Raw genomic sequence first — 24,966 nt, 5'->3', positions numbered from 1 at the left:
TAGAACAGGCCCATGCCGTATGCGATGGTGGAAGACGTCGAGGAGCCGAAGTGGATCAGCTCACCGAGGACGTTGTTGATGGCGACCTGCATGGACTCGATCGGGTTCATTGCAACTACCTTCTTTCAAAGAGAAATTCTGTAAGAACGAAATACTTCCCACATTCTTGCACGAAACGCCGAACAAAGTGACACCAGAAGCCCCAATTGCCACATCTGTAAAGTAGGATGGCTTCCATGTTGAAGCGCATCACTCGTTCGGTTGTGGCTACAGCGATGGCTGTAGCCATTCCTTTGTCGGCACTCCAGGCGATCCCAGCAGTTACGCCAGCAGCATCGGCCCAGCCCGTGGGTACGGTGAAGCCCTGGAACGCAATTGCGAATCCACCGTTGGCGAAGACGGATGGGAAGCCACAGAAGTGGGTCGAGAAGGTTGACCATAAGCAGGTGTTGAGCTTCTTGGTGTATTCGCCGTCGATGCGCCGGGATATCCCGGTGGCGGTGTTGCCTGCGACGAATACTGCGGGGCAGCGCGTACAGAACGCGCCGACGATCTACCTGCTCAACGGCGCTGGTGGTGCGGAGCAGCACCAGGACTGGTTGAGCATGAGTGATGCTCGCGAGTTCTTCGCAGGCAAGGGCGTCAATGTTGTGATTCCGCAGGAGGGCGCGTTTTCGTACTACACGGACTGGGTGAGTGACAATGTGCGCTCGCGCTACATTAGCGGCCCACAGAAGTGGGAGACGTTCCTGGTCAAGGAGTTGCCGGGGCCGATTGAGGGGCTGTTGGGGGCGGACAAGAATCGCCGTTCGATTGTGGGATTCTCGATGTCGGGGACCACGTCTCTGGTGTTGCCGACACACTACCCCGGGTTCTATAAGTCTGCGGCGTCCTTCTCGGGGTGTGCGGCGACGTCGACGCCTGAGGCGTACCAGTTTGGCCGGATTACGGTGAACCGGGCGTCGGGAACGTTGGATTACCGCACGGTGACGCCGGAGATGATGTGGGGCCCGATGGGTAGCCCGAATAACCGCTATAACGATGCGCTTGTGAATGCGGAGAAGCTGCGCGGGACCAGCTTGTATATTTCGACGGGCACGGGCCTGGCGGGCCGCCAGGATCAGGTGAGTTACTTGGTTGGCCAGGGGCTTCCGCAGCCTGCGGCGAGTGTCGGTTCGGCGATTCTGCAGGTTGAGGGCGGCGTGATTGAGGCTGCGATTAATAAGTGTTCGCATGATTTGCGCGCGAAGCTGGAGGGCCTGAATATTCCGGCGCAGTATGAGTTCCGGAATGCGGGGACGCACTCGTGGCCGTACTGGCGCGAGGATCTGCACAAGGCGTGGTTTACCACGATCGCGCCGTCGTTCGGAATGTAAGGCGATGTAACGCCAGGTGAAGCACCTTTCTTTTGCCACGCTGTTCGCGGCGGTCAGTGGCTTTGTGGTGTTGTGGGTGGCGTCGAAGGCACTCGACGCCGACACGGCCTACCGCTACTTCGCTGCGTACTGGGGGTTGTTCTTCGCGTCCACCGGGCTTATCGACGGCCTCACCCACGAGACCACGCGTGCCGTCGCGGCGGCGCGCGAGGATGGCCGGCGGGGTTCGGCGAATCCGTGGCGGTTGGGGGCGTGGACGGCGCTGGTGGTGGTCGTCGCGGCAACGGTCGCGGGCGCACTGTTCATTGGCACCGTTGTTCCCGGAAGTACGCTGACGGCCACTGCCCTGCTGCAGGTTGGCCTGGTGATGTACGTGTTCCAGGCGGTGCTGGGCGGGGTGCTGTCGGGGGCGCAGTTGTGGGAGCGCTACGCGGCGCTGGTGGCGCTGGATTCGGGTGTGCGGCTGGTGTTGGCGCTTCTGGCGTGGGCGCTGGGGTGGGGCCTGCCTGCGTTTTTGGTGATTACGGTGGTCGGCGCGTTGAGTTGGCTGGTGGTGTTGCGTCGGGAGCATTTGCGGGTGCCGCTGGATGTGCATCGTGGGGTGTTTGTGCGCCGGGTGTTGACGGCGATGGTGGCGTCGGGGGCGTCGGCGGCGTTGATTACGGGCTTCCCGACGGCGGTGAACGCGGCATTCCCTGAGGCGTCGGTGGCAGCGATTATGAACGCGGTGATTTTGACGCGGGCGCCGGTGTTGGTGCCGTTGCAGCGGTTCCAGTCGGCGCTGGTGGTGAGGTTTGTGGAGCGTCGAGAAGCGTTGTTTGCGGCGTTGGTGCAGCCGGTTGCTGCCGTGCTCGGCTTGGGCGTTGTGGGCTTCGCCGCGGCGTGGGCGGTGGGCCCCTGGATTCTAAAACTGGCGTTTGACCCGGAGTTTTACGTCGATGGGCTCACGCTTGGGGTGCTTACGTTCGCGTCGGCGTTTATGGGCGCGCTGATTATTACGGGGGTGGCGGTGCTGTCGCTAGAGCGGCACGGCTGGTACGTCGCGGGGTGGTTGACGGCGACGGCAGTGGCGTTCGCGGTGCTGGGGGTGATGCCGCGGCTCGTGGGTGTCGACGTCCACTCCGTCGTGGTCACGGCCTTGTTCGCGGGCCCGCTGGCGGGGGCGGCGGTACATTTGGTGGCGCTCCGGCTAAGGTAGAAGCCCATGGGAACAATGCTGGTCACTGGTGGTGCGGGCTTCATCGGCGCGAATTTCGTGCGGATGGTCACCGAGCGCACTGACTACAAGGTCACGGTCCTGGACAAGCTGACGTACGCGGGCAACCCGGCGAATCTGCGGGGGTTGGACGTGGAGTTGGTGGAGGGGGACGTCGCTAATGAGGCGCTGGTGGGTGACTTGGTGGGGGCGTCGGATGTGGTGGTGCATTTCGCGGCGGAGTCGCATAACGATAATTCGTTGGAGGACCCGTCGCCGTTTATTCACTCGAATTTGATCGGCACGTATATGTTGTTGGAGGCAGTGCGCAGGCACGGGGCGCGGCTGCACCACATTTCCACGGACGAGGTGTTCGGAGACCTGCCGCTGACGGGCAACGAGAAGTTCACGGAGGCGACGCCGTATAAGCCGTCGAGTCCGTATTCGGCGACGAAGGCCGGCTCGGATCATTTGGTGCGGGCCTGGATCCGCAGTTTTGGTATTCAGGCGACGATTTCGAACTGCTCCAACAACTATGGGCCGTACCAGCACGTGGAGAAGTTCATCCCGCGCCAGATCACGAACATCCTGTGCGGGCAGCCCGCGAAGCTGTACGGCACGGGCGCGCAGGTGCGTGACTGGATCCACGTCGACGACCACAACGACGCCGTGCTGACCATCCTGGAACGCGGCAAGCTGGGTGAGACGTATAACATCGGCGCGGACAACGACCACACCACGAACAAGCAGGTCATCGAGATGATCTGCGAGCTGATGGGTGGCAAGTACGAGCACGTCAACGACCGCCCCGGCCACGACCAGCGCTACGCGATGGATTCCACGAAGCTCGCCACAGAGCTGGGGTGGCGGCCGCGTTACACGGAGGATCTGCGCGACGGGCTGCAGCAAACCATCGAGTGGTATCGCGAGAACCGCTGGTGGTGGGAAGGGGCGAAGGGGGACGTCGAGAAGCGTTATGAGGCGAGAGGACAGTAATGATTGCTGGGTTGGAAGTCCACGAGCTTGCGGTGCACCGCGATAACCGCGGCTGGTTCAAGGAAAACTGGGCTGGACAGAAGCTGGTGCCGGTGCAACAGAATGTGAGCTTCAACGCGCGGCGCGGGGCGACTCGCGGCATGCACGCGGAGCCGTGGGATAAGTGGGTGTCGGTGGCGTCGGGCCGCGTGTTTGGGGCGTGGGTGGACATGCGCGAGGGCTCAGCGACGTTCGGGGAGACGTTCAGCTGCGAGATCGGCCCGGAGACGGCGGTGTTCGTGCCGCGCGGGGTGGCCAACGGCTTCCAGGCGCTCGAGGACGACACGACGTACATTTACCTGGTCAACGAGCGCTACCAGCCCGGCGCGCGCTACGCCTACTGCTCCTACAAAGAGGTCGAGTGGCCGCTGGAGCCCACGGAGCTTTCGGAGGCCGACCTCACTCACCCCATGCTTGTCGACGCCACCCCAGTCCCCCAGCGCAAAATCCTTGTGACGGGCGCGAACGGGCAGCTGGGCCGGGCGCTGCAGGAACTGTACGGGCCGGATGAGGCGGAGTTCTGCAGGCGGGACCAGCTGGACATCACGAACCTGGAGGGCGTGGACTGGTCGAAGTATTGGGCGGTGATCAACTGCGCGGCGTACAACGACGTCAATGGCGCAGAGGATGACCCGGCGGGCGCGTGGCGTGTGAACGCGGAGGCCCCGGCGCAGCTGGCGCGGGTGGCCAATGAGCACGACTTGGTGTTGGTGCACGTGTCCAGCGACTACATCTTCGACGGCACGCACGAGGTGCACACGGAAGACGAGCTGCCGAGCCCGCTGAGCCGCTACGGGGCGTCGAAGGCTGCCGGGGAGACGGCGGCGCAGGTGGCGCGCAAGCACTACGTGGTGCGCACGTCGTGGGTGTTCGGGGACGGGGCGAACTTTATGGCGACGATGCGCTCCCTCGCGGAGGCCGGCGCAAAGCCGCGGGTGGTGAAGGACCAGCGCGGGCGGCCGACGTCGGCGGAGGACCTGGCGAAGGGCATCCGCCACCTGCTCGCCAACGAGGCTGCGTACGGGGTGTACAACATCACCTCGGATGGGGATTCGGTGGGCCGCGACGAGATCGCAATGGCGGTGTTCATCGGGATGGGCAAGGACCCCGCACAGGTACACCCGGTGACTTCGGAGGAGTACGAGGACAAGGCGCCACGGCCTGCGGAATCGACGCTGGCGCTGGACAAGATCAAGGCGACGGGCTTTGCCCCCATGAACTGGAGAGCTGCGTTGGCGCTCTATCTTGGGTAGGTTGTACTGCATGAATCGCACTTCTCTTGCAGCTCTCGCGGTGGCGGGGGCACTGGTGGTGGCAACCCCGGCGTTCGCTTCCACCCAAACCTCCACCTCGCCTGCTCCTTCGGCTCCTTCGACCCCAGCAACCACCACGGTCACCGTCACCCCGACGGTGACGGCGACGGTCACCCCGACGGTTGAGGCCACCACGACGACGAATACTGCCCCGACCGACCCGGCGATGGCACTGTCCGCGGGCGACACGTCGAACGTGTCCACCCCGGCGCTGATCCTGTTCATCATGGGCATCCTGACCACGGTGCTGACTGTGATCGAGAAGCTGCCGCTGGATAAGATCCTGCCGAAGCGCTAAGTCGATGAAGGGCATCATTCTGGCCGGCGGGTCCGGCACCCGGCTCTACCCGATTACGAAGGGTATTTCGAAGCAGTTGATGCCGATTTACGACAAGCCCATGATCTACTACCCGCTGACCACGCTAATCAGCGCTGGTATCCGGGAGATCATGGTGATCACCACGCCGGAGGACGCGCCCGCGTTCCGGCGCCTCCTCGGCGACGGCTCCGACTGGGGCATCATGCTCCACTACGGCATCCAACCCTCCCCCGACGGGCTTGCCCAGGCGTTTCTGATCGCCGAGGACTTCATCGGGGATGACTCAGTGGCGCTCGTGCTGGGTGACAACATTTTCGACGGCGCCCTGGACCTCAGCCACGACGGCACCGGCGGCACCATCTTCGCCTACGAGGTCTCCGACCCGCACCGCTACGGTGTGGTGGACTTCGACGCGAATGGCGTGGCCACGTCGATTGAGGAGAAACCGGAGCACCCGAAGTCCAACTTCGCCGTCGTCGGCCTGTACTTTTACGACAACCAGGTCGTGGACATCGCGAAGACGATCACCCCGAGTGCCCGCGGCGAGCTGGAGATCACCAGCGTGAACGAGGCGTACCTCAAGGCGAACCAGCTGCGGGTCCACCGTTTGAACAGGGGTGACGTGTGGCTGGACACCGGCACGATTGACTCCATGGCGGAGGCGTCCGCCTACGTGGAGGTGCTGCAGAAGCGCACCGGTGTGGTGATCGGCTCGCCGGAGGTCGCCGCCTACGAGCAGGGGTTCATCTCTGTGGACAGGCTGGTCAGCCTGGGTGAGTCCATGGTGAAGTCGGGCTACGGCACATTTCTTCTCGACGCCGCACGCAACTAGTATCGGTAGCCATGTCCACCGTTACAGCGCTCCTGTCTGCCTACCACGGCACTGTTCCTGACCAGCTCGCCGAGGCGCTACAGTCCCTCGCTGAGCAGACCCGCCCCGCGGACGAGGTCGTGGTCGTGTTTGATGGGCCGGTGGCGGATGGGGTCGAGGGGGTCGTCGAGAAGTATGGGGCGCGCGTGGTGCGCTGCGCCGAAAACCGCGGTGCGGGCCCCGCGTTGCAGGCGGCGCTGGAGACGATCAACAGCGAGTTCGTGGCGCAGCTCGACTCCGACGACAAGGCGTTCCCCCAGCGCATCGAGCGGCAACTCGAGTTTTTGCAGCAGCACCCCGAGGTGTCCGTGGTGGGAACTGCGGTGCAGGAGTTCGACGGCGAGCGCACCGGCGGCATCCGACGCCTGCCCGAGCACCCCGCACACTACGCCAAGATGAACTCGCCAATGAACCACCCTTCCGTGATGTACCGCACGGCGGACGTCAAGGCGGTGGGCGGGTACCAGGACGTGCACCTCATGGAGGACTACGACCTCTTCGCGCGCCTCATCGCCGACGGCTACACCCTGTACAACATGCAGGAGCCACTCACCTACTTCCGTGTCACCGACGAGCAGTTCGACCGCCGCACCGGCAGCGACATGTTCACCTCGGAGGTAGACATGCAGATCCGGCTGGTGCGCTACGGCCTGATCGGCCGCACGCGCGCGATGGTGAACGTCGCAGTGCGCACCCTCTACCGCCTGCTGCCGAAGCCTCTGCTGAAGCGCGTTTATGCGCAGCTTTTCCACCGCGCCGGGTAACATCTGCGTCAACATGAACGACGACACTTGGCTCATCATCCCCTGCTATAACGAGGGCCCCGTTATCCAGCAGGTCATTGAGCATGCGCGGGCTACGTTCCCGAACATCGTGGCCGTCAATGACGGCTCCCGCGACAATTCTGCCGACGCCATCCGCGCCGCCGGGGCTCACTTGGTCAACCACCCGGTGAACCTGGGGCAGGGCGCCGCGATCCAGACCGGGGTGGAGTACGCGCGGGCTCAGCCGGGGGCGAAGTACTTTGTCACCTTCGATGCCGACGGTCAGCACCAGGTCAAGGACGTGCTGCGCATGGTGCAGCGCCTGCGCACGGAGCCGCTCGACATCGTGGTGGGCACCCGCTTCGCCGGCCAAGATAGCTCGCAGGTGCCGTGGATCAAGCGCGTGGTGCTGCGCACGGTGGTGTTGCTCTCGCCACGCACTCGTCGCCTCGGGCTGAGCGACGCCCACAACGGCCTACGCGCCTTCAACCTCAAAGTGGCCAACGAGATGAACCTGCGGATGAACGGGATGTCGCACGCATCCGAGATCGTCGCCCTGATCGACCAACGCAAGTGGCGCGTCGCCGAGGAGCCGGTGGAGATTCTGTACACGGAGTACTCGATGAGCAAGGGCCAGTCGCTTATCAACGGCGTCAACATCCTGGCCGACAACATCGTGGCAGGGAGGCTCCCATGATCCAGTTCGCACTGATCTGCGCCACCGTCCTGTTGGCGCTCTACTTTTTTGCTAACCGCCGAAAGGCGAACGCGAAAGCGTGGGTGAAGATCGGCTTCGGCGCGATGTTCATCGCCGCCATCTGGGCGATCCTGCGCCCCGACGACGTCACCATCCTTGCCAACTGGTTGGGTGTTGCCCGCGGCACGGACCTGATGCTGTACGTGCTGATCATCGCGTTCTTCTTCACCACCATCTCGACCTGGACCCGGTTCCGTGAGCAGGAGCTGCGCTACGCTCGTTTGGCGCGGGCGGTAGCATTACAAAACGCAGAACAACCAAAGGAGCACCATGAGTGATACCAAGATCCCACCACTGATGTGGGCATTTACGGCAGTATTGGCGGTCGGCACCGGGGTGGGTGGCTACGTCATCGGCGCAAACTCCGCGACACCCGCCACGGAGACCGCCCAGACTGCACCGTCTCAGGCCGCCGAAGAGCCTGCCGCCGAACCGACTATGAACGAGGCCGCCGCCGAGATCGAGCGCCGCGACGCCAACGACCCAATGGCCCTCGGCGATGTCGACGCCCCCGTCGTCCTCTCCGAGTTCTCCGACTGGGACTGCCCATTCTGCATCAAGGCCAACGTTGAGATCATGCCGCAGATCATCAAGAACTACGTCGATGAGGGCAAGGTGCGCATCGAGTTCAACGACTTCGTAGTTAACGGCCAGGCCGCCGTCGAAGCAGCCCGCGCCGGCCGCGCTGCCGCCGACCAAGGCAAATTCTTCGAGTACCAGGACGCCTACATGGCAGAGGCCATCAAGGCCAAAGGCCATCCCGACTTCGACATGGAGGACTTCGTCCGCTTCGCTGAAGCCGCAGGCATGCCGGACATGGAGAAGTTCAAGGCCGACGCCGCCAGCGACAAGTACGACGCCGCCCTGCAGGACGCCAACAACCTAGCGCAGCGTGCAGGCTTTAACTCCACCCCGTCCTTCCTGGTCAATGGCCAGGAAATCATCGGCGCGCAGCCTTACGAGGCCTTCGAGCAGGCCATCGAGGACGCGCTGGCCAAGTAGCTAGTTTCTAGGAATGCGCGATGACGTCCGCGACGTGGGCGTGGCCGCGCTGGTTCACGTGCAGCGGCATGTTGCGTGGCGAAGGGCCGAAATCGACCAGCCCGGCCCACATCCGGATGTGGTCCGGGGCACACATGTTGTTGTTCCACGTGGACGGCTTCAGGTCCAAAAATTCGACACCCGCTGCGCGCGCCAGGTCCACCTGCATCCACTGCGCGGTGTCCTCCCACGCTTGCACGAAGGGCATCGGGGTGGCGTCGTGCATGTTGTTGCCCAGCTGAAACAGGCACACGCGGTCGCCCTGCGTGATCTTCGGGTAGCCGACAATCTGGATGCGCGCGTTCGGCGCCGCCGCCCGGATACGGTTCACCTGCGGCACCATCGCGTCGACGAAGGCGCGACGCACCTGCTCCGGGGACCGGCCGCCGGTCGAATAGGTGTCATTGAAGCCGGTCGAGATGATGACGCGGGCCGTTGCCGGGTTCAGGGAGCGGTCGCGCAACGCGCGGTCAACCTGCAGGGAGAAATAGGGGCCAACGCGAGTTGAAACGGTGCCGGCACAGGAGTAGTCCATTGCCCGCAACCCGAGGCGCGCAGCCGCCTGCTTGCCCCAATTCCTTGCACCGGTTGGGCACCAGACCTTCGCATCCGAGGAGCCTTGTGGCGTGGCGCCGATTTTTCCTGCCGCCCAGTCGTGGACTGTTGGGTCGGCAATGACTGAATCGCCGAAAACCACCATGTTACGCGGCTGCGCGGTGGCCTGCGCTGGCACAATGGCCAGCGCGGTCGCGACGATCGCCGCCGTCAACTTACGAAACACAAGTGCACTTCTTTCACATCTACAACAAGAACTACGCCTACTTTGCCAGATGTCATAGAATAGAGCAATGTTTCTCCGCTTTCTCAGGGCCACCCACCGCGCCGGAATGATCAGCCTCGGCAACAGCCAGAAAGCAGCGCTAGGGGTTATACCAAATCTGCTCCGCTTCCGCTTCACCACCGCCCGCGCTATCGAACAGGGCTACCTCGCCGCCCCCGAGCGCACCGCCCTTATCGACGACGCCGGCCTCCTCACCTACCGCGACCTCCGCACCCAAGCGCGCAACGTGGCCCGCTGGATCCTTACGGTCACCGACCAGCCGCGCATCGGCGTCATCGCCCGTAATGGCCGCGGCATCATCCTGCCACTCGGCGCTAAAGGCTACACCGGCGGCTCCATCTTCCTCCTCAACGTCGGCTCCTCCACCGAACAGCTCCGCGGGTGTATCGAGGAAAACGACATCAACATCCTCTTCACCGACGACGAGTTCCTGCCCCGCATCCCGAAGGTCACCGGCATGGTAGTGGTTGATGGGGCGAAGTTGGCGTCGATAAGTATGGGTGGCGGCGACGCCGCGCTGCCGCTGTTTCCGAAACATGGCGACATCGTGCTCATGAGCTCGGGCACCTCCGGCATCCCCAAGGGCATCCTGCGCGCCGAGCCCGCCCTCCCCTTCGTGGTCACCGGCTACCTCGAGGCGATCCCCTTCCGCGCCGGCGACACCGTCCAGACGACCGCCTCCATGTTCCATACCTGGGGCTGGTCCGCGCTCAACATCACGCTTGGGGTCGGCGGTACCATCGTTACGCAGCGTGTCTTCGACCCCGACAAGGTTTTTCGGCAGCTCGAACACTTCCGTTGCGACGGCCTCATCTCCTCCCCCATCTTCCTCAAACACATGCTTGACCTCGAGGGAGAGTACGACACATCGCGCCTGCGCTTCATAGGCACCGCCGGCAACGCCCTGACCCCACTCCTCGCCGAGCGCCTCATCGACCGTTTCGGACCCATCGTGGCCAATATCTACGGCTCCACCGAACTCGCCCTCGCCGCAGCCGCCGACGCCACCACCGTCGCCAACGACCCGACCTGCGTCGGCCGCGTCCCACCCGGCACCACCCTGCGCATCTACGACGACGCAGGCCGCGAAGTCCCCACCGGCACCGTCGGGCGCATCTTCCTCAACAACGAAACCGCCCTGCGCGGCTACACCAACCCCGACACGCCCATGGTCACTATCGACGGCCTCATCGAAATGGGCGACCTCGGGTACTTCGACAACCAGGGCCTCCTGCACGTCGTGTCCCGCAGCGACGACATGATCATCGTCGGCGGCGAAAACGTCCACCCCCAATCCGTCGCAGCAGTCCTCGAGCGCATGCCAGGTATCGACGACCTCTACGTCGGCAGCGTCGACGACCCCGATACCTTCAAACGCGTCGCCACCTGGATCGTCCGCACTGACGATCGCGCCGGCCAGGCGTTGACGGCTGCCAGCGTCCAGGATTGGGTTCGCGACCACCTCGCCGAGCATTCCATCCCCCGCGACGTCCACTTCGTCGACGCGCTGCCACGCAACGCCACCGGCAAAGTGGTGCCGCGGGAGTTGTAGCGGGCATTCGGCGCGCGGGTTAGCACGTAGCAGCCTCACATGAGACGCTCCAAATCGTTCCGGTCGAGGTCTTAGAAGCGTGCGATGCTGGTCGCCGAAAATCAGCCAGACGGGGCGAGGAAGCGCGACCTGCATCGCACTCCTTGAACACCTCGACCGGAGCGAGAACCACCCGGAGACCAGCCGCAAACCACCCCCACCTACCCCCGAATTCCCACGTTAACGCTGTCGCAACGTGCGGTGTCGGAAACTAATCGCGTACACCCGGTACACCCACTCGACCTCAAGGAGGACACCATGAAACGTATTGTTACCTGCGCTGCTGCGACCGCGATCGCGCTCGGCACCATTGCCGCACCCGCCCACGCCGCGACGGTGAACGTGAAGGACAAGGACGGCATGTGCACTGTGCAACTCTCGGCCGACGAGCAGCGCTTCGTCGTCTCCTGGTTCGAAGCGTCAAAGGCGATTGGGCTGCATGAGCAGGCACGCGACTTCGTGGCCGCCGTGGATGCTGCTTACCCGGACGCCACGAAGCGCCCAACCAAGCTCGCCGAGAAGTACGCCGAGGCGCAGAAGACGGTGAAGGAGACGAAGCCGACGAAGGAAGGTTCACTCGAGGACATCGACCCGGCGACGCGCAAGGTCGGTCCGGAGATGAAGCGCGCTGAGGTGCCGTTTGGCGTCGAGAAGAGTGATGAGGCGCTGTATAAGGCGTGGGCCGCCACGCCAGCTGGGAAGGTCGCCGAGAAGCAGGCAATGCTTGACGACGCCGACTCCGCCGCGGCCGCTGCCTGCGCGAAGGGCGCTCAGGCGGATGTTGCGTACCCGACGGCGGAGCCGGAGCTGAACGTGGCGGCGATTGTTGGCGGCGTGATCGCAGCGGTGCTCGCGATCATTGGCCTGATTGCCGCACTGCCGAAGCTCGGCGTGAAGTTGCCGATGCTTCCTATGTAGGCAGGTAGTAGCTGCTAGAACTTAGGCAGTTGCGTGCGCAGGTTGTCCACCAGGGATGGTGCTGCCTGCGCGATCACAGCCAGTAGACCGGCGACTCCGAGGATGGACAGGATGGCGATGAGCCACGGGGAGTCGGCGGAGGAGCCGTCGGCAGGCTTCTTGTTGTCTGCTGGCTTTTCGCCGTTCCACCACTTGTCCAGGGTGAGGCGGGCGACGGTGGTGTTGTCGATGTAGGAGCCGCGGATCTTGTCGGTGTGCTTGGTGGATGCTTCGTAGATGTCGTCGGCACCTGCGCCCTTGTACCAGAAGCCGACGAGCTGGTTGGTGTGGTTGTCGGAGTTGTAGGTGTGCTCCGGCTTGGCGCCCTTTTCGCTGCTGAGCTCGCTGTACTTGGATGGGTCCTGCGGGCCGGCGAGGTAGCCGGTTTCGTGGTCGGCGGTGACGATGAGCAGGGTGTCTTCCCAGGAGGAGTTCGCCTCGACCCACTTTTCGACGGCAGCTACCGCGTCAAAGAAGTCGATGGTCTCTTCGATGGAGCGGCCGATGGTGTTGGCGTGGCCGGTCCAGTCGATGGCGCCGCCTTCGATCATGAGGTGGAAGCCGTCTTCGTCCTGGTTGAGGGTGTTCAGAGCGCCGAGCGACATGGTGGCCAGGGTTGGCACGCCCTTGTTGAACTCGGTGAGGTACGGGCCGACGTTTGCCTTGTCTTCGCCGTCGGAGCCTGCGCGGCCCTGCTGCAGCGTGTTCGCCACAGGTGCGAGGCCGAAGATCTTCTTGGCGTCCTTGTTGGCGGCTTTGGCGAGGGACTCGAAGTCTGCCTGGTCGGTGACCAGGCTCCAGTCGGTTTCGCCGTTGGCGACCTTGTTGTAGGTCTCCTCGGTGATGTACTTCGGGTTGAACTTGTCGGTTTTTTGGGCGTTGTCGTCGTAGAGAGGGTGGCCGGCGCCCATGATGACGGACAGTGGGCTGTCGGGGCCGAGCATTTCGTCGGCGAGCTGGGTGTAGTTGCTGCGGTTCTCGTTGTGGCCGCCCCAGCCTGCCGGGGTGGCGTGGTTGAACGGCACGGTGGACACGACGCCGGCGGCCTTGCCCTGCTTCACGGCGCGCTGGGAGGTGTTCTCCAGTTTCTCGCCCTTGTGGTCGACGCCGATCTTGCCGTTATCCGTCTTGACGCCGGTGCCCATGGCGGTGGCGGCTGCGGCGGAGTCGGTGAAGTTCTTGTTGATCCAGTCGCGGTCGCTCCACGCCTTGATTTCGTCGTACTCGTTGCCGTACTGGAAGGTGGTCATGGAGGTGTGCTTCCAGCCCTTGTCCTCCTGCTCGAAGGCCTGGACTGGTTTGCCGTCGACGTTGGAGATGCTGTTGATGCTGTTTTCACCGTTGAGCATCCACTTGGACTGGCCGGTCTGCCACAGGTTGGCTGCTGCGACGTGATTGTAGCCCATGCCGTCGCCGACCATGTAGATGATGTTCTTCGGTGCCTTTGGTTCAGCGGCGTGCGCAGGCGTTGCGACGACAGCGAGCGCCACCACTGCGGACGTTGCTGCAGCGGCGACACGTGGGTTGGTAAAAGCCATGAGAATCCTTCACAGAATCAATACTTGGTTCGAGTCGCCGGGTTGGCGACGTATCGATTCTGCGAAAGGAATGTGAGTTTCCGGAAACATTCCGGTTATGGTTGGCGCAATTTTGGGTGAACGCTGAGCAAACCCTCCAAGTGCGCGGAACGTCAAAAGGCGCCACTGCTCGCCGTAGCCTGCGAAATGGCGGTTGACAGCAGCTAGCCGTTGACTGCGAGGACGCTGGCCTCGGTGGCATCGACACGTGCGCGTTGAAGTACATGGGTGTAACCGTGGCGATTGCCGCAGGCGCGGACGCGGCGCCGCGCGCGGATCATCTGCAGGCTCGTAGTGTCCGGCGTGGTCGGATACGTGCCGTGCCGGATGTGGGTTAGCGCGCCAGGCGTCGCTTGCTGGACAGAATCTCCTTCTCGATGCGCTGCATGTCTTCAATCTGTTTCTGTAGCTCGATGGCCTCGAGTTCTTTTTTCCGTGCCCGGTCGTAAATTTCGTACCGCTCTTCCGCGTGGCGCTTGGCGGCTGCCGTAGTAACTCGCCCTGAATTTTCGAGAACCGGATAGTCATTGAACTGGATGAATTTGTCCGTCTGCTCGATCCAATCCTTGAATGTCATCGCCTTACGACGCTCTGCCTGCAGCTGGGCATGCTCCAAGTACATTGTGGTGAGCCGGTTCAGCGTGCGCATTTCTCCCTCTTCGAGGTGGTTTTTTGCGATCGTGACGTCCTTTTTGCGCACCTTCTTACCGGCAAAAGATGTTAGCCCCATATTTGGCTGGCTTGGGTCGCACCTTGTTTCGAGGATTTCCGCGGCCGTTTGGCCTGCGACCGCAAAGTGGAGCTTATTCTGCAGAGCAGCGAAGAGGTTTCGTTGTGCCGAATTATCCTTGTCGTAATCCGTTGCCGTCGCCACGACTTCAAGGATCTGTTGGTAGAAGCGGCGCTCCGAGGCACGGATGTCGCGGATCCGCTCCAGCAGTTCGTCGAAGTAGTCGGCACCAGTAGGGTCCTTGAGCTTTTCGTCGTTCATCGCGAAGCCCTTGACTAAGTACTCTGTAAGCACCTCCGTCGCCCAGTTTCGGAACTGTGCCCCGCGCCGCCCACGAACCTTGTAGCCGACCGCCATGATGGCATCGAGGTTGTAGTGTTCCAATCTCCGAGTGACCTGTCTTCCCCGCTCAAGGGCAACTCTTTCATAATATGAAACAGTTGCCGGGCGTTTGAGCTCCCCGTCTTCAAAGATTGTTTTGAGATGGCGGCTGACGGTGGCCACCCCTATATCGAACAGCTCGGCCATCTCCCCTTGGGTCATCCAGACAGAGCCGTTACGAAGCTTGAGATGCACCTCCGTTTCGTCATCCTCTGTGCGGTAGACGATGAACTCTCCGAGCGAATCTTCAAACTTCTCAATCTCGTATTCCTCTGGCATGACGCTCCTTTGCGGTTCCTCTGGATTAATAGCCGCCAATGGTACCGACACATGTGATTAACGAAAGCCGAGGCGCAGGGTCGGAGGGCAGTTAGCGCGTGCCTTCGCCATCGTTCTTCCTCTCAGATCGTCCAAACACATACCCAGTGCAGTAGTGGCAATGATCTGGAAGACGTCGATGGTACCGGCAAACGTCTGGTCCTCACGTGGCCACGCGTATTCGATGACTGAAAGATTAGGATCGCAACAAGCGTGCCGACAACGAGCCATTGAGCAAACTTGTGCCTGTTCCAATCCAGGTGTTCTCCCCAATTCCGGGGCTTTGGCTCACTCTGGGATGGGTTCTGTACACCAGCTCGCAGTGTCTCGAGCGGTCTCGCCGACTTAGGTTCGTCTTTGCGGACAGCCTCTAGCCTTTTGTCTTGGTCTTCCTGAACCTCTGGCGCTTTCTTTCGCCCTGCACTCTGTGATTCGCCCTTGCCTGTCACAGGTTGAGCAATTCCTAGTAGGTGTTATCCGCTCCGGAACGCCAAAAGGCGCCACCCGGTGTGGGTGGCGCCTTTCATTCGACTCTGCGCGGTTTACTTCTGCTCAGAAGAACCGGCCTTGGCCTTGTCGGCAGGCGTGTCGCCCTTCGACGAACCGAGGATGGTCAGGCCGTTGTTGAACCCATCCTCCTCACACGCCTGGGCGATCAGGACACCCAGCATGCTGACCGCGGCAATCGCACCAAGCGCGATGCCCAGCGGGCGGAGCTGCTCGCCGTAGCCAGCGAACTGGCGGTTGACAGAGTCAGCCTTTGCGCGCAGCTCACGGACCCACTCCGGGTCTTCGTGGCGGCGACCCTGCTGACCGTGACCCCAGTCACGCTTTGGCATGGACTCCTGGAAGCGGGCGTTCAGCTCAGCGCCAGCCTGCTGCAGCTGCGGACCGAACGCTTCGTTCACGCCGTAGCCGATACCAGCAAGGAGGCCGATTGGCAGCAGCCACAGCAGCGGGCTGTTGACCGCGAACGCGTTCGCAGCACAGCGCTTCGCCTTCTCCGAGGAACCGTTGGCGCCTGGCTCAGCAGGCGTCGAAGGCTCGGTTGGCTTCGACGGATCGGTCGGGTCGGTTGGGCTCTTCTTCGTGCCGACCTTGATGATCAGCTTCTGCGGAGCAACCTCGACGACACTGCCGTCTTCCTTATGGATGCGCTGACCGGGCTTGCCCGGCTGCACAACTTGGTGCTTACCAGCCTCGAGCTCGGAATCCTCGACAACCTCGTAGTCGTAGGAAATCTCCTCGGTCCAGCGGACACCTGCAGGTGGCTTGGTACCAACACGCAGCACGCGCTCGACTGGCTTCTCCACCATCTCGGCGACAGGCTTGCCGTCGACAACCTTGATGGTGTAGCGGCCGTCCTTACCAGCAACGTCTTCGACTTCCTCACCTGGCTTCAGGTTCGGGTCGTAGACGATCCGGGTGGTGTAGCGGACCTTGATCTCCAGGTCGCCACCAGGCGTCGGCTGCTCAGGCTGCTCCGGATTCTCCGGATCGTTGCCCGGCTTCTTGGTGCCGATGAGGATGACGTGATCCTGCTTCTCCACGACGGTCTCTTCGGTGCCGTCGGACTTGTGGTGAACCAGGCCTGGCTTGCCTTCCTGCTCGACCTTGTGCTTGCCAGCCTCGATGGTTGGGTCAAGTTTGACTTTCACCTCGAACGGGATTCGCTCGTTCCACTCGATATCCGCAGGTGGCTTGGTGCCAACACGGATGATCTTCTCGACTGGCTCCTTGACGACCTTCACGGAAGGCTGGCCCTTTTCGACGGTCACCTCAACCTTGCCGTTAGCGCCTTCCTGGTCCACGATTTCCTGACCAGGCTCAAGCGTCTTGTCGTAGATGATCTTCGTGGTGTACGGAAGCTCGACTTCCTTCGGATCGCTGGTCGGCGGCGTCGGGGTCGCAGGCTTCTTGGTGCCAACGCGGATGATCTGCTTGACCGGATCCTTGGTGCGCTCAGTGGTCACCTTTGGATCGCCGGAGGGCTTACCATCGACGATCTTCTGGGTGGAGGTTTCAACGTCCTCACCAAGCTCGCCCTGCTGTGTCACCTTATAGGTACCGGCTTCGAGCGAGTCATCTTCCACGATCTCAGTCTCAAACGGGACCGGCTTCTTCACGGTGCTGGATACTTCACCGTTTTTCACTTCGCCTGGTCCGTATTCAATGATCTCGTTTACCGGATCCTTGGTCTGCTTCTCTTCAGGCTTCACGGAAGCCTGGTCGCCCTTGGCGGTGAAGTCAGCGGTGTAGGTCTTCTCACCCGGGATGCCCTTCTGGACGACCTTGATCTCGCCCGGCTTCAGCTCCGGGTTCGGACGGGTCTCAACCTCGAACGGAATCGGCGCCTTCCACTCGACCTTCTCGGAGGTCTCCGAAGGCTTGGTGCCGACCTTGATCACCTGATCAACCGGCTCTTCGGTGATCTTCTCCTCAACGGTGGCTTCGCCATCCGGCTGGGAGTTGGTGACCTTCTGGGTCACCGTGGTGGTCTTCTTACCCGGCTTGCCCTCGGTGACGACCTCGGAGGTACCAGCAGGCAGGTTCGGGTCGAATTCAATCTTCACACCGAAAGGAACCTCAGACTCAACGGTCTTCTTGGTCTCACCGGTGGTCTTGGTGCCAACGCGGATCTTGGCCTTCTTCGGGGCCTTTGTCTGCTCAGAGGTCACGGTCGGCTCGCCGGACGGCTTACCATCGACGATCTTCTGGGTAGAGGTCACAACCTCGGTACCAAGCTCGCCCTGCTCATCGACGACCTGCTCACCCTCCTTAAGGGTGTTGTCGAAGACAATCTCGGTCTCGAACGGAACAGGCTTCTCAACCTTGGTCACCACAGAGGTGTCCTCGGCCGCCGGACCATACTCAATGATCTGGTTAATCGGATCCTTGGTCTGCTTCTCCTCAGGCTTCACGGAAGCCTGGTCGCCCTTGGCAGTGAAGTCAGCGGTGTAGGTCTTCTCACCCGGAACACCTTCCTGGACAACCTTGATCTCACCCGGCTTCAACTCCGGGTTCGGACGAGTCTCAACGCCGAACGGAACCTGCGCAGTCCAGGTGACCTTTTCGGACGCCTCTGACGGCTTGGTGCCGACCTTGATCACCTGATCAACCGGCTCTTCGGTGATCTTCTCCTCAACGGTGGCTTCGCCATCCGGCTGGGAGTTGGTGACCTTCTGGGTCACCGTGGTGGTCTTCTTACCTGGCTTACCCTCGGTGACAGTCTCAGACGTTCCGGCAGGTATGTTCGGATCGAACTCGATCTTCACACCGAACGGAACCTCAGACTCGACGGTCTTTGTGGTCTCGCCGGCGGTCTTGGTGCCAACACGGATGATCTGCTCGGTCGGCTCCTTGGTGCGCTCAGAGGTTACGCTCGGGTCGCCGGAAGGCTTGCCGTCCACGATCTTCTGGGTAGAAGTCTCAACCTCAGTACCAAGCTCGCCCTTCTGATCCACAACCTGCTTGCCAGCCTCCAAGGTGTCGTCGAAGACAACCTTGGTGTTGAACGGAACCGGCTTCTCGGTCTTGGTCACCAGCTCACTCGGCGCAAGGCCCGGGCCATATTCGACAATCCGCTTGACAGGCTCCTCGGTGGTCTCCTCCTCAGCGACCTGCGCCTCGGAGCCCTTGGCGGTGAACTTGGCGGTGTAGGTCTTTTTGCCGTTCTTGCCTTCCTGAACAACCCGGGTTTCACCAGGTTTCAGCTCTGGGTTTTCACGGACCTCAGTCGGGTACGGAATCGGGACCTTCCAGGTGATGTCCTTGGCGGCCTCGGCAGGCTTGGTGCCGATGACAACGACCTCGTTGACTGGTGCCTTAGTTTCGTTCCATTTACGGTCCTTGTCCATCTTTTCGGTGCCCGGCACGCCCTCGGTTTCGACCTTGTAAGTACCGGCAGCGATGGTGTCGTCGTACTTGTACTCGACGTCGAACGGCTTCGGGCGCTCCGGGAAGTCTTCGACTGTCACCACAGCGGTAGTGGTGTCTTTCGAGCCATCCTCGTAAGTCACAGTGACAGGAACGTTGATCTTGTCGCCCGGCTTTGCGGTGTCCGGTGCAGTAGACACAACGTTGCCGTCCTTATCCAGGCCGACAACCCAGTCGCCGTTGGGGGTACTCACCTTGTAGGTCGGGTTGCCGAACTCGTTCTTCTCACCGGTCGGGGTGAAGTTCTTGGCGGGCTTGATGGCGTAGGGGTTTTCCTTCGCAACGTCGATGCCTTCCGGCTTCTCAATCGCCAGTGGTGACGTCGCCGTATCACCCGGGTAAACCGTCTGTGGCGGGATGATTGGCTCGGATTCCCAACTATTGGTCAGCTTCACCACGGTGGTGACAGGAACCTCGGAGCGCGAGCCATCCGGCATGTCCACGGTAACGGTGACAGTCTTCTTGTCGCCCGGTTTCGCAGTTGCCGGCGGGGTTGCCGAGACAACACCGGTATCCGGATCGATGGTGTATTCCCAGTCGTCCTCGGTTTTCTTGGTCAGGATCGGCTCATCCCCATCTACGCCAAAGGAGTACTTTGAGTCCTTCGGAGCGCCACTAACCTGGTGGTCCACAGCCTGGTTCGGGCCGGTGACCTGCACATTGTATTCCGGAGCGACGTCGCTCTTCAGCACAACGACAGTGCCCTCTACCTTCTGCGGCTTGTCCGTATTTTCGTCGTAGTGGGCGAGCACCGGCACGTTCAAGATGTAGCCCTCAGGGGCGTTCTTCGGAATCGTCGTGGTGATCTTGCCGGTGTTCTCGTCAATCTTGACGGTCCACGTGCCGCTGTCATCCGTGTGGGTGTACTCGGTCTTACCGCCCTCGAAGGTGTAGCGCTTCGGGGCCTCGTCGCTCGTGTTGCCGCTCAAACCACGCTCAGGAAGCTTGGGAGTCAGGCTGACCTTCGCGTTCGGCTTGTTTGCCACCGTGTCGTAGGTCGGGATCTTGATGTCAACGATCGCCTGGAACTGGGTCTCGATCTCATCCGTGGTCTGGTCCGGGTAGGTGGCCTTCACCTTCGGAGTAATGATGGTGCCCGGTGCCACGGTGTCGTCCGCCTTAGCGGTAACCTTGCCGGTTTCATCGATGGTGACGGTCCAGCCTTCTGGCACAGTGGACTCGTCGATCTCGAACTTGGCAGGGTGGACCGGCTTGTAGCCCTTCATGATGGACTTCGTGCCCACCTGGGCGGTCAGTTCGTCGCCAATCGTGCCCTTCGTTAGGCCAGGGCGCACCAGGTCGGTGACCTGGGTGTTGTTCGGGTCAACAACGACGAACAGCTCGATCTTGTCTGTGGAGCCATTGGAGTACTCCACCGTTACGACGGGGCGCGCGAAGGTGCCCGGACGCGGGTCTTCCGGCGCAGTGACGGTGACGTTGTAGTCCTCGTCCCTCTCGACGGTCCAGCCCTCGTAGACGTACTTCTCGTCGAGGGTGACCTTGGCCTCGAAGCCCTTCTCGCCCTTCTTCTTCTCTAGCTCCTTGATCAGATCTGGGACCTGGGTGAAGGTGACCTTCTGCGGCTCGGTAGCGATCGGTCCCGTTGCACTATCGACGCCCGAGATAATCGAAGCGTCCGTCTTGTCATACTTCGGGTCGTGATACTCGGTGTCATCCAGGGAGAACGCCTTCGAGTCGATGACGTTCGCTTTGTTGTAGCGTGTCAGCGAGTTGGAGCTGTCAAAGGTCTTGCTTTCGCCATATTCGTTGTTGTGGTTACCAGCCTTCTGGAGCTGGTCCTTGGTACGTGGCTTCGCCAGAACGGAGAAGTTCACGTTCTTGTCGGTCGCCAGGTCGGTACCACGGTACTCAGGCCAGGTGAAGAAGATTTCACCGGTCTCTTTATCGACGCGCAGGAGCTGCTTCCCCCCCGGACGCTGCCGGGTCCGTGGTGCCGATGAACTTGCCGTTGCCGTCGTAGGCCTCCACGACCATGCGGGACATCGAGTCGTCCGTGCCGTCGTTCTGCACAGCAGGCACGTTGATCTTACCGACCTTGGTTTCGTCATCGGGGACGATGACGTGCTTCTGCCAGTCCTCCCACGAGACTGTGATCGGGTTACATTCGATGTTCTCGCTCGGCCACGGGTTCACGACGGCACTGAAGGAAGCATTATTCCCTTGGGTGGCCTTCGGCCCGTTAGCATTGTCTAGCTTGTACTTGCCCTGCCAGGCATAACGCACCGGGTTGCCAGCGGAGGCATCTGCGTACTGCTGGACCTTTTCCTCGGTCAGGTCCGCCGTGAGGTTTAGATTTATCTGTGGACCGCTCTGAGTAATACCGATGCTTTCGTCGGCCTTGCCAGTAACTGTCTTGTCCATAAAGGTCTGGCCCACATTCATAGAGGGAACCTGCCCCACACCGAGGTAGTTCCTAAGCTGCCCTGAATTGGTAAAGACCCAATCGGCAAACGTGCGGTCCTTCGAGTTATCAAAGGACATGCTCAGACCCCAGAGCTTCTTATCGGGGCTTAAGCCACCTGGTTCCAAAGTGCTCCAGCTGAAACCAGCCTGGCTGCCCTCCGGAGTGGTGTCCGAGACAACACACGAACCGGCTGGCAGGTCGGAGGCCTTCTGCTTGTCCTTCTCCACCGCGCCGGACTTTTCGCGGATGCCGCCGGTGAACTCAGCAGCAGCAGCGTGCGGTGCCAGCGGGCCCGGGCCGACCACGCTCAGGCCACCAAGCGCGAGCGCAATCGCAGATGTTGCCGCGATGCCAGTAGACGTTGACTTACGTAAACGCCGAGATGATTCGGCCATTAATTTACTCCTCATAATTACTTCAGAAGAAACTGATAAAAACAACCAGCTTCCTGAATCTGGTGTAAAAGTGCCACTGACATGGTATTTCCAGCAGTAGATAGCTATCTATTCTAGTGAATAGGTATAACGGATGTCGATATAGAATTCACAGCACCCCCACCGCGAACGCCCATGAAACCAGAAAAACACCCCGCGCATTCGCATTTTCCGTACGGGCGGGGGGAGTTTATTTTCTTGCCGGACCGGCCTCTGTAGTGATGAAAACAGGGAGTGAGGCGAAGAGGGCGTCGATACATGGGCGAGGCCTGCCACACACCGGAAAGCGCTGCCTGCGTCCTACGCCTTATGAATATAAGTGAAGTTAAGTTTTCACCGGGGACGTCGTGAAGCTGCTACTTCATTGCCACAGCTCGCCATGGAACCTGTACGATCCCTTTCGACGTGCCCATTTGTTGATCTCCGTTTCGTCCTGAACCGACAGGCATGCCCACCCCAGCGTCTGCTCGCTGAATCTCCCCACCCCATAATGCGCTAGCAGGCTGAACGCCGCTCTACGAGACACCGCCCGGCAGTTTTTTACATCTTGCGTGCTTTTACCGCGCTGAATCTTGTTTTTCCATCACCGACTAGCTAGCATTTTGATTGTAGAGATTGCGCGCCGTGCGCAACTCCACATTGCCAGAAACCCCGCCGTGCGGGGTTTTTGTGCGTCTACGGCCAAATTCGTTGCCTACCGCTTTTAACAATGTTTTCAATCGCCCCCCACATCTTTTCTTGGGTTGCGAGCATTTTTGGGTTACCGACTTTCACGTTGAGACGCCGCTGATAAACATAACAGCAGAGGTCAGCGGCTTGTAACCCCCGCTCCGACCGTGAGTCATAGAATTCCATTTCTTCTATATTGGCAAGTTTGGAGCTTCGGTAGCCGAATGTCCCCTTGGCTTTATACTCGATGAATTCTTTACGCCCTTCCGGAGCGGTGTAGTGGTCATCGAGGTAACACTTCGCAATCTCGTTTCCTTTTGAGGCATACTCATTCACGCGCTCCAATATGTAGCCGATTGCTACCGTTCGTGGATTGTAAGCATTTCGATATTTCTTTGCTTGCTCATGTCGGTCAATGGTCTCCACGAACATGGCAGATGCAAGCATGTTTATTGTCCCAAGAGCGCGTAGATAAATCGATCTCGCGATTCTGATTGGAACCCCATCCCAATCTCGTTTTTGCTGCATCATGTCGTATCCATGCAACTCAGCATCGATATTGACGCAGCCGGTGGTCTCGGCATAGTCCGCAAGCAAGGCATCCAATTCTTGCTCAAGGCGTAAAAGGTTTTCGTCCTCCACGATCAAGACGGTGAGGGTGAAGTATTTATCCTTGTGCTCGGATTCATCAATAAATGCATGCAACACATGGATCACCCTAGCAATCCGTCACGCTAGTCCCCTTTCTGCGCCGTAATCTGCTCGGTCTGTGCTCGGTCTACGCCTGACAATACGCACGTGGTCGATTGTCTGTGCACGTCCGAGATAGTTCCCGGGCTCGGGAACTACTTTGGCCTCAGCCCCGGTTTTCGGCGCTCAACTGCGGTGTTTCCCCAGTTCGTCGGAATGGTCGCCTAAAATAGTTCCGGCGACCGCGAATCTCGGGGAACTATTCTGACGGGGCGCGGAGAAGCCCGCCATCCAAGCTGGTGTGTACCCCCAGTGCGTACCGGGCACCGCCCCGCATACGAACAAAACCCCAGCTAAAACCATGTTCTAGCTGGGGTTTCACTTGAGCCACCTGCGAGAATCGAACTCGCGACCTTCTCATTACGAGTGAGACGCTCTGCCGACTGAGCTAAGGTGGCAACGCTGCACAATATTACAGCACCGCCAAGAATCTACGAAACTGCCAGGTCAGCGGGCTTCGCAGGCGAGGCGGATGTGGCCGAGCATCCCGTTGAACGCCACGACGGGGCTTACCTGCTGCTGGAGGCGCAGTCGACACTGGGCGATAGCATCGAGGCACGCCACGAGTCCTTCTGGGCGGACTTTCTCGGCGAGTTCTGCGGCCAGCGGCTGGAAGTCGGGGTGTGTCAGTGAGACTTCGGCACCGGACTGGACGGCGAGGGCATCGCGGTAGATGCCGGCGAGGTCCACGAGGATGAGGTCGAAGACGTCGCGTTTGCGGCGAGTGCCACGCGCTTTCTGACTCGCCTCAAGCGCCTTGACGGAGGCGGACGCCCCGCGCAGCGCCTTCGCCGCTCCCCTGCCCTTCGCGCCAACGCCGAGGGCCTGCTCAAGCTTGGCGCGCTCCTCGGCGTCCTCCTCGGCATAGTCCTCGACGGCGGTCTTCTCCGTGGCCTTCACCAGAGAGGCAACGGCCTGGAAGGCCTGTGCGCCGTGGAAGACCAGCTCGGCGAGGTTGATGGCTTGGGCGCGGCGCATTTGGACGGACTTGTCGTTGACCATCCGGCGGGCACGGCCCACGTGGCGCAGTGTGGTGGCGGCGGCAAGCCGAGCGTCGGACTCTGTGGCCCCTTCCTCCTGCATGAGGATGCGCACCACCTCGTCCTCGGAGGGCGCGGGGATATAGAGGTGGCGGCAGCGGGAGCGCAGCGTCTGGGAGAAGTCCTCCGAGTCCGTCGACGGGGCGCACAGAATAATCACGGTGTGGGCCGGGGGCTCCTCCACCGTTTTCAGCAGCGCGTCGGAGGCGTCCTGGCCGAGGCGGTCGGCGTTCTCGATGATGAGGACACGCCAGTGGGCGACCGTCGGCATGCGGGCGGCTTGCGCGATGTACTCGCGGGTCTCCTTCACCTTGATCGTCAGTTCCTTGGGCACCACGTGCATGACGTCGGTGTGCTGGGAGGACAGCGCGTCGCGGCAGCCTTTGCAGCGCCCGCAGCCGATCTCGTCTGGGTCCGTGCACACCAGCGCAGCCGCGAACGCGAGCGCCGCGTTGGAACGCCCCGAACCGGGAGGTCCCGTGAACAGCCAGGAATGCGTCATGGCTCGCGCGTCGCCGATCCCCCGGGCTGCTGCGGCAGCGTTCATGATGACCTGCTGGACGGAGGGGGCGTCAGCAAGTAATTGACTCACGGTAGGCACAAGCCCCAAGCGTACAGCAGGGCGAAAACCCGCTAAAGTGTTACA

19 protein-coding genes and 1 tRNA gene are annotated in these 24,966 nt (G+C 61.3%); 12 read left to right on the top strand and 8 right to left on the bottom strand.

Features of this window, described 5'->3' with window-relative positions:
• The first annotated feature begins 236 nt into the window (after positions 1–236).
• From KBP54_RS01100 to KBP54_RS01055, 10 genes are read left to right on the top strand one after another with little or no spacing between them, the layout of a single operon-like run.
• Positions 237–1,376, top strand: coding sequence for an alpha/beta hydrolase (locus KBP54_RS01100; protein WP_256006045.1), 1,140 nt, complete (start codon positions 237–239; stop codon positions 1,374–1,376).
• A 16-nt stretch (positions 1,377–1,392) separates the two neighbouring features.
• Positions 1,393–2,574: a hypothetical protein gene (locus KBP54_RS01095; RefSeq protein WP_256006043.1), complete on the top strand. Its 1,182-nt coding sequence runs from the start codon at positions 1,393–1,395 to the stop codon at positions 2,572–2,574.
• A gap of 6 nt (positions 2,575–2,580) precedes the next feature.
• Complete coding sequence (rfbB, locus tag KBP54_RS01090; protein WP_256006041.1) at positions 2,581–3,567, top strand: dTDP-glucose 4,6-dehydratase; 987 nt, start codon at positions 2,581–2,583, stop codon at positions 3,565–3,567.
• Positions 3,567–4,859, top strand: coding sequence for a dTDP-4-dehydrorhamnose reductase (gene rfbD / locus KBP54_RS01085; RefSeq protein WP_070477340.1), 1,293 nt, complete (start codon positions 3,567–3,569; stop codon positions 4,857–4,859). Before rfbB ends, rfbD begins: the two co-directional genes overlap by 1 nt.
• 10 nt (positions 4,860–4,869) lie before the next feature.
• Entirely contained in the window at positions 4,870–5,217 is a 348-nt protein-coding gene (locus KBP54_RS01080; RefSeq protein ID WP_141742156.1) for a hypothetical protein, read from the top strand.
• 4 nt (positions 5,218–5,221) lie between these two features.
• Positions 5,222–6,070 carry a glucose-1-phosphate thymidylyltransferase RfbA gene (rfbA, locus tag KBP54_RS01075; protein WP_070477336.1) on the top strand — a complete coding sequence of 283 codons (849 nt, stop codon included), beginning with the start codon at positions 5,222–5,224 and terminating at the stop codon, positions 6,068–6,070.
• A gap of 11 nt (positions 6,071–6,081) precedes the next feature.
• Positions 6,082–6,873, top strand: coding sequence for a glycosyltransferase (locus KBP54_RS01070; RefSeq protein WP_070477334.1), 792 nt, complete (start codon positions 6,082–6,084; stop codon positions 6,871–6,873).
• Positions 6,874–6,886: 13 nt separating this feature from the next.
• On the top strand, positions 6,887–7,570 hold the full coding sequence (locus KBP54_RS01065; protein ID WP_070477755.1) for a glycosyltransferase family 2 protein: 684 nt from the start codon (positions 6,887–6,889) through the stop codon (positions 7,568–7,570).
• Positions 7,567–7,908 (top strand): DUF2304 domain-containing protein, encoded by a 342-nt coding sequence (locus KBP54_RS01060; protein ID WP_070477332.1) that lies wholly within the window; start codon positions 7,567–7,569, stop codon positions 7,906–7,908. The genes KBP54_RS01065 and KBP54_RS01060 overlap by 4 nt, the downstream gene beginning before the upstream one ends.
• Complete coding sequence (locus KBP54_RS01055) at positions 7,901–8,632, top strand: DsbA family protein (protein ID WP_246814886.1); 732 nt, start codon at positions 7,901–7,903, stop codon at positions 8,630–8,632. Before KBP54_RS01060 ends, KBP54_RS01055 begins: the two co-directional genes overlap by 8 nt.
• 7 nt (positions 8,633–8,639) lie before the next feature.
• Here KBP54_RS01055 and KBP54_RS01050 read toward each other — a convergent pair whose 3' ends face one another.
• Positions 8,640–9,452 carry a GDSL-type esterase/lipase family protein gene (locus KBP54_RS01050; RefSeq protein ID WP_256006036.1) on the bottom strand — a complete coding sequence of 271 codons (813 nt, stop codon included), beginning with the start codon at positions 9,450–9,452 and terminating at the stop codon, positions 8,640–8,642.
• Positions 9,453–9,519: 67 nt separating this feature from the next.
• Between KBP54_RS01050 and KBP54_RS01045 the strand changes: the two genes are divergently transcribed.
• Both KBP54_RS01045 and KBP54_RS01040 read left to right on the top strand, forming a co-directional pair.
• Positions 9,520–11,064: an AMP-binding protein gene (locus tag KBP54_RS01045; RefSeq protein WP_256006035.1), complete on the top strand. Its 1,545-nt coding sequence runs from the start codon at positions 9,520–9,522 to the stop codon at positions 11,062–11,064.
• A gap of 297 nt (positions 11,065–11,361) precedes the next feature.
• On the top strand, positions 11,362–12,021 hold the full coding sequence (locus KBP54_RS01040; protein WP_256006033.1) for a hypothetical protein: 660 nt from the start codon (positions 11,362–11,364) through the stop codon (positions 12,019–12,021).
• A 14-nt stretch (positions 12,022–12,035) separates the two neighbouring features.
• On the opposite strand, the gene KBP54_RS01035 is transcribed toward KBP54_RS01040, so the two are convergent.
• The 7 genes from KBP54_RS01035 to KBP54_RS01005 form a co-directional block, all read right to left on the bottom strand.
• Positions 12,036–13,598, bottom strand: coding sequence for an alkaline phosphatase (locus KBP54_RS01035; protein ID WP_256006032.1), 1,563 nt, complete (start codon positions 13,596–13,598; stop codon positions 12,036–12,038).
• Between the two features lie 373 nt (positions 13,599–13,971).
• Positions 13,972–15,027 (bottom strand): RhuM family protein, encoded by a 1,056-nt coding sequence (gene rhuM / locus KBP54_RS01030; RefSeq protein WP_256006030.1) that lies wholly within the window; start codon positions 15,025–15,027, stop codon positions 13,972–13,974.
• A 581-nt stretch (positions 15,028–15,608) separates the two neighbouring features.
• Positions 15,609–20,837, bottom strand: a complete 5,229-nt coding sequence (locus KBP54_RS01025) for a G5 domain-containing protein (RefSeq protein WP_256006028.1) — start codon at positions 20,835–20,837, stop codon at positions 15,609–15,611.
• 67 nt (positions 20,838–20,904) lie between these two features.
• Positions 20,905–21,822 carry an adhesin domain containing protein gene (locus KBP54_RS01020; protein ID WP_256006027.1) on the bottom strand — a complete coding sequence of 306 codons (918 nt, stop codon included), beginning with the start codon at positions 21,820–21,822 and terminating at the stop codon, positions 20,905–20,907.
• 714 nt (positions 21,823–22,536) lie between these two features.
• A complete protein-coding gene (locus KBP54_RS01015; protein WP_256006025.1) occupies positions 22,537–23,238 on the bottom strand; it encodes a DUF3800 domain-containing protein in 702 nt (233 codons plus the stop codon).
• Positions 23,239–23,605: 367 nt separating this feature from the next.
• Positions 23,606–23,678 (bottom strand) — tRNA-Thr (locus tag KBP54_RS01010).
• A gap of 49 nt (positions 23,679–23,727) precedes the next feature.
• Entirely contained in the window at positions 23,728–24,921 is a 1,194-nt protein-coding gene (locus KBP54_RS01005) for a DNA polymerase III subunit delta' (protein WP_256006024.1), read from the bottom strand.
• Positions 24,922–24,966 lie beyond the last annotated feature (45 nt).

Origin of the sequence: Corynebacterium pseudogenitalium (genome assembly GCF_024453815.1) — a bacterium.
In the GTDB taxonomy this organism is placed as follows: domain Bacteria; phylum Actinomycetota; class Actinomycetes; order Mycobacteriales; family Mycobacteriaceae; genus Corynebacterium; species Corynebacterium pseudogenitalium.
The sequence above is the reverse complement of the archived record's forward strand: the minus strand, read 5'-3'. Positions and strand labels throughout refer to the sequence as shown.

What these genes read in the sequence shown, in the direction of transcription:
- KBP54_RS01080 (WP_141742156.1), top strand. Translation starts at nt 4,870, where the DNA reads ATGAATCGCACTTCTCTTGCAGCTCTCGCGGTGGCGGGGGCACTGGTG.
- KBP54_RS01100 (WP_256006045.1), top strand. Translation starts at nt 237, where the DNA reads ATGTTGAAGCGCATCACTCGTTCGGTTGTGGCTACAGCGATGGCTGTA.
- KBP54_RS01070 (WP_070477334.1), top strand. Translation starts at nt 6,082, where the DNA reads ATGTCCACCGTTACAGCGCTCCTGTCTGCCTACCACGGCACTGTTCCT.
- KBP54_RS01055 (WP_246814886.1), top strand. Translation starts at nt 7,901, where the DNA reads ATGAGTGATACCAAGATCCCACCACTGATGTGGGCATTTACGGCAGTA.
- KBP54_RS01060 (WP_070477332.1), top strand. Translation starts at nt 7,567, where the DNA reads ATGATCCAGTTCGCACTGATCTGCGCCACCGTCCTGTTGGCGCTCTAC.
- KBP54_RS01035 (WP_256006032.1), bottom strand. Translation starts at nt 13,598, where the DNA reads ATGGCTTTTACCAACCCACGTGTCGCCGCTGCAGCAACGTCCGCAGTG.
- rfbA (WP_070477336.1), top strand. Translation starts at nt 5,222, where the DNA reads ATGAAGGGCATCATTCTGGCCGGCGGGTCCGGCACCCGGCTCTACCCG.
- KBP54_RS01040 (WP_256006033.1), top strand. Translation starts at nt 11,362, where the DNA reads ATGAAACGTATTGTTACCTGCGCTGCTGCGACCGCGATCGCGCTCGGC.
- KBP54_RS01045 (WP_256006035.1), top strand. Translation starts at nt 9,520, where the DNA reads ATGTTTCTCCGCTTTCTCAGGGCCACCCACCGCGCCGGAATGATCAGC.
- rhuM (WP_256006030.1), bottom strand. Translation starts at nt 15,027, where the DNA reads ATGCCAGAGGAATACGAGATTGAGAAGTTTGAAGATTCGCTCGGAGAG.
- KBP54_RS01065 (WP_070477755.1), top strand. Translation starts at nt 6,887, where the DNA reads ATGAACGACGACACTTGGCTCATCATCCCCTGCTATAACGAGGGCCCC.
- KBP54_RS01020 (WP_256006027.1), bottom strand. Translation starts at nt 21,822, where the DNA reads ATGGCCGAATCATCTCGGCGTTTACGTAAGTCAACGTCTACTGGCATC.
- rfbB (WP_256006041.1), top strand. Translation starts at nt 2,581, where the DNA reads ATGGGAACAATGCTGGTCACTGGTGGTGCGGGCTTCATCGGCGCGAAT.
- rfbD (WP_070477340.1), top strand. Translation starts at nt 3,567, where the DNA reads ATGATTGCTGGGTTGGAAGTCCACGAGCTTGCGGTGCACCGCGATAAC.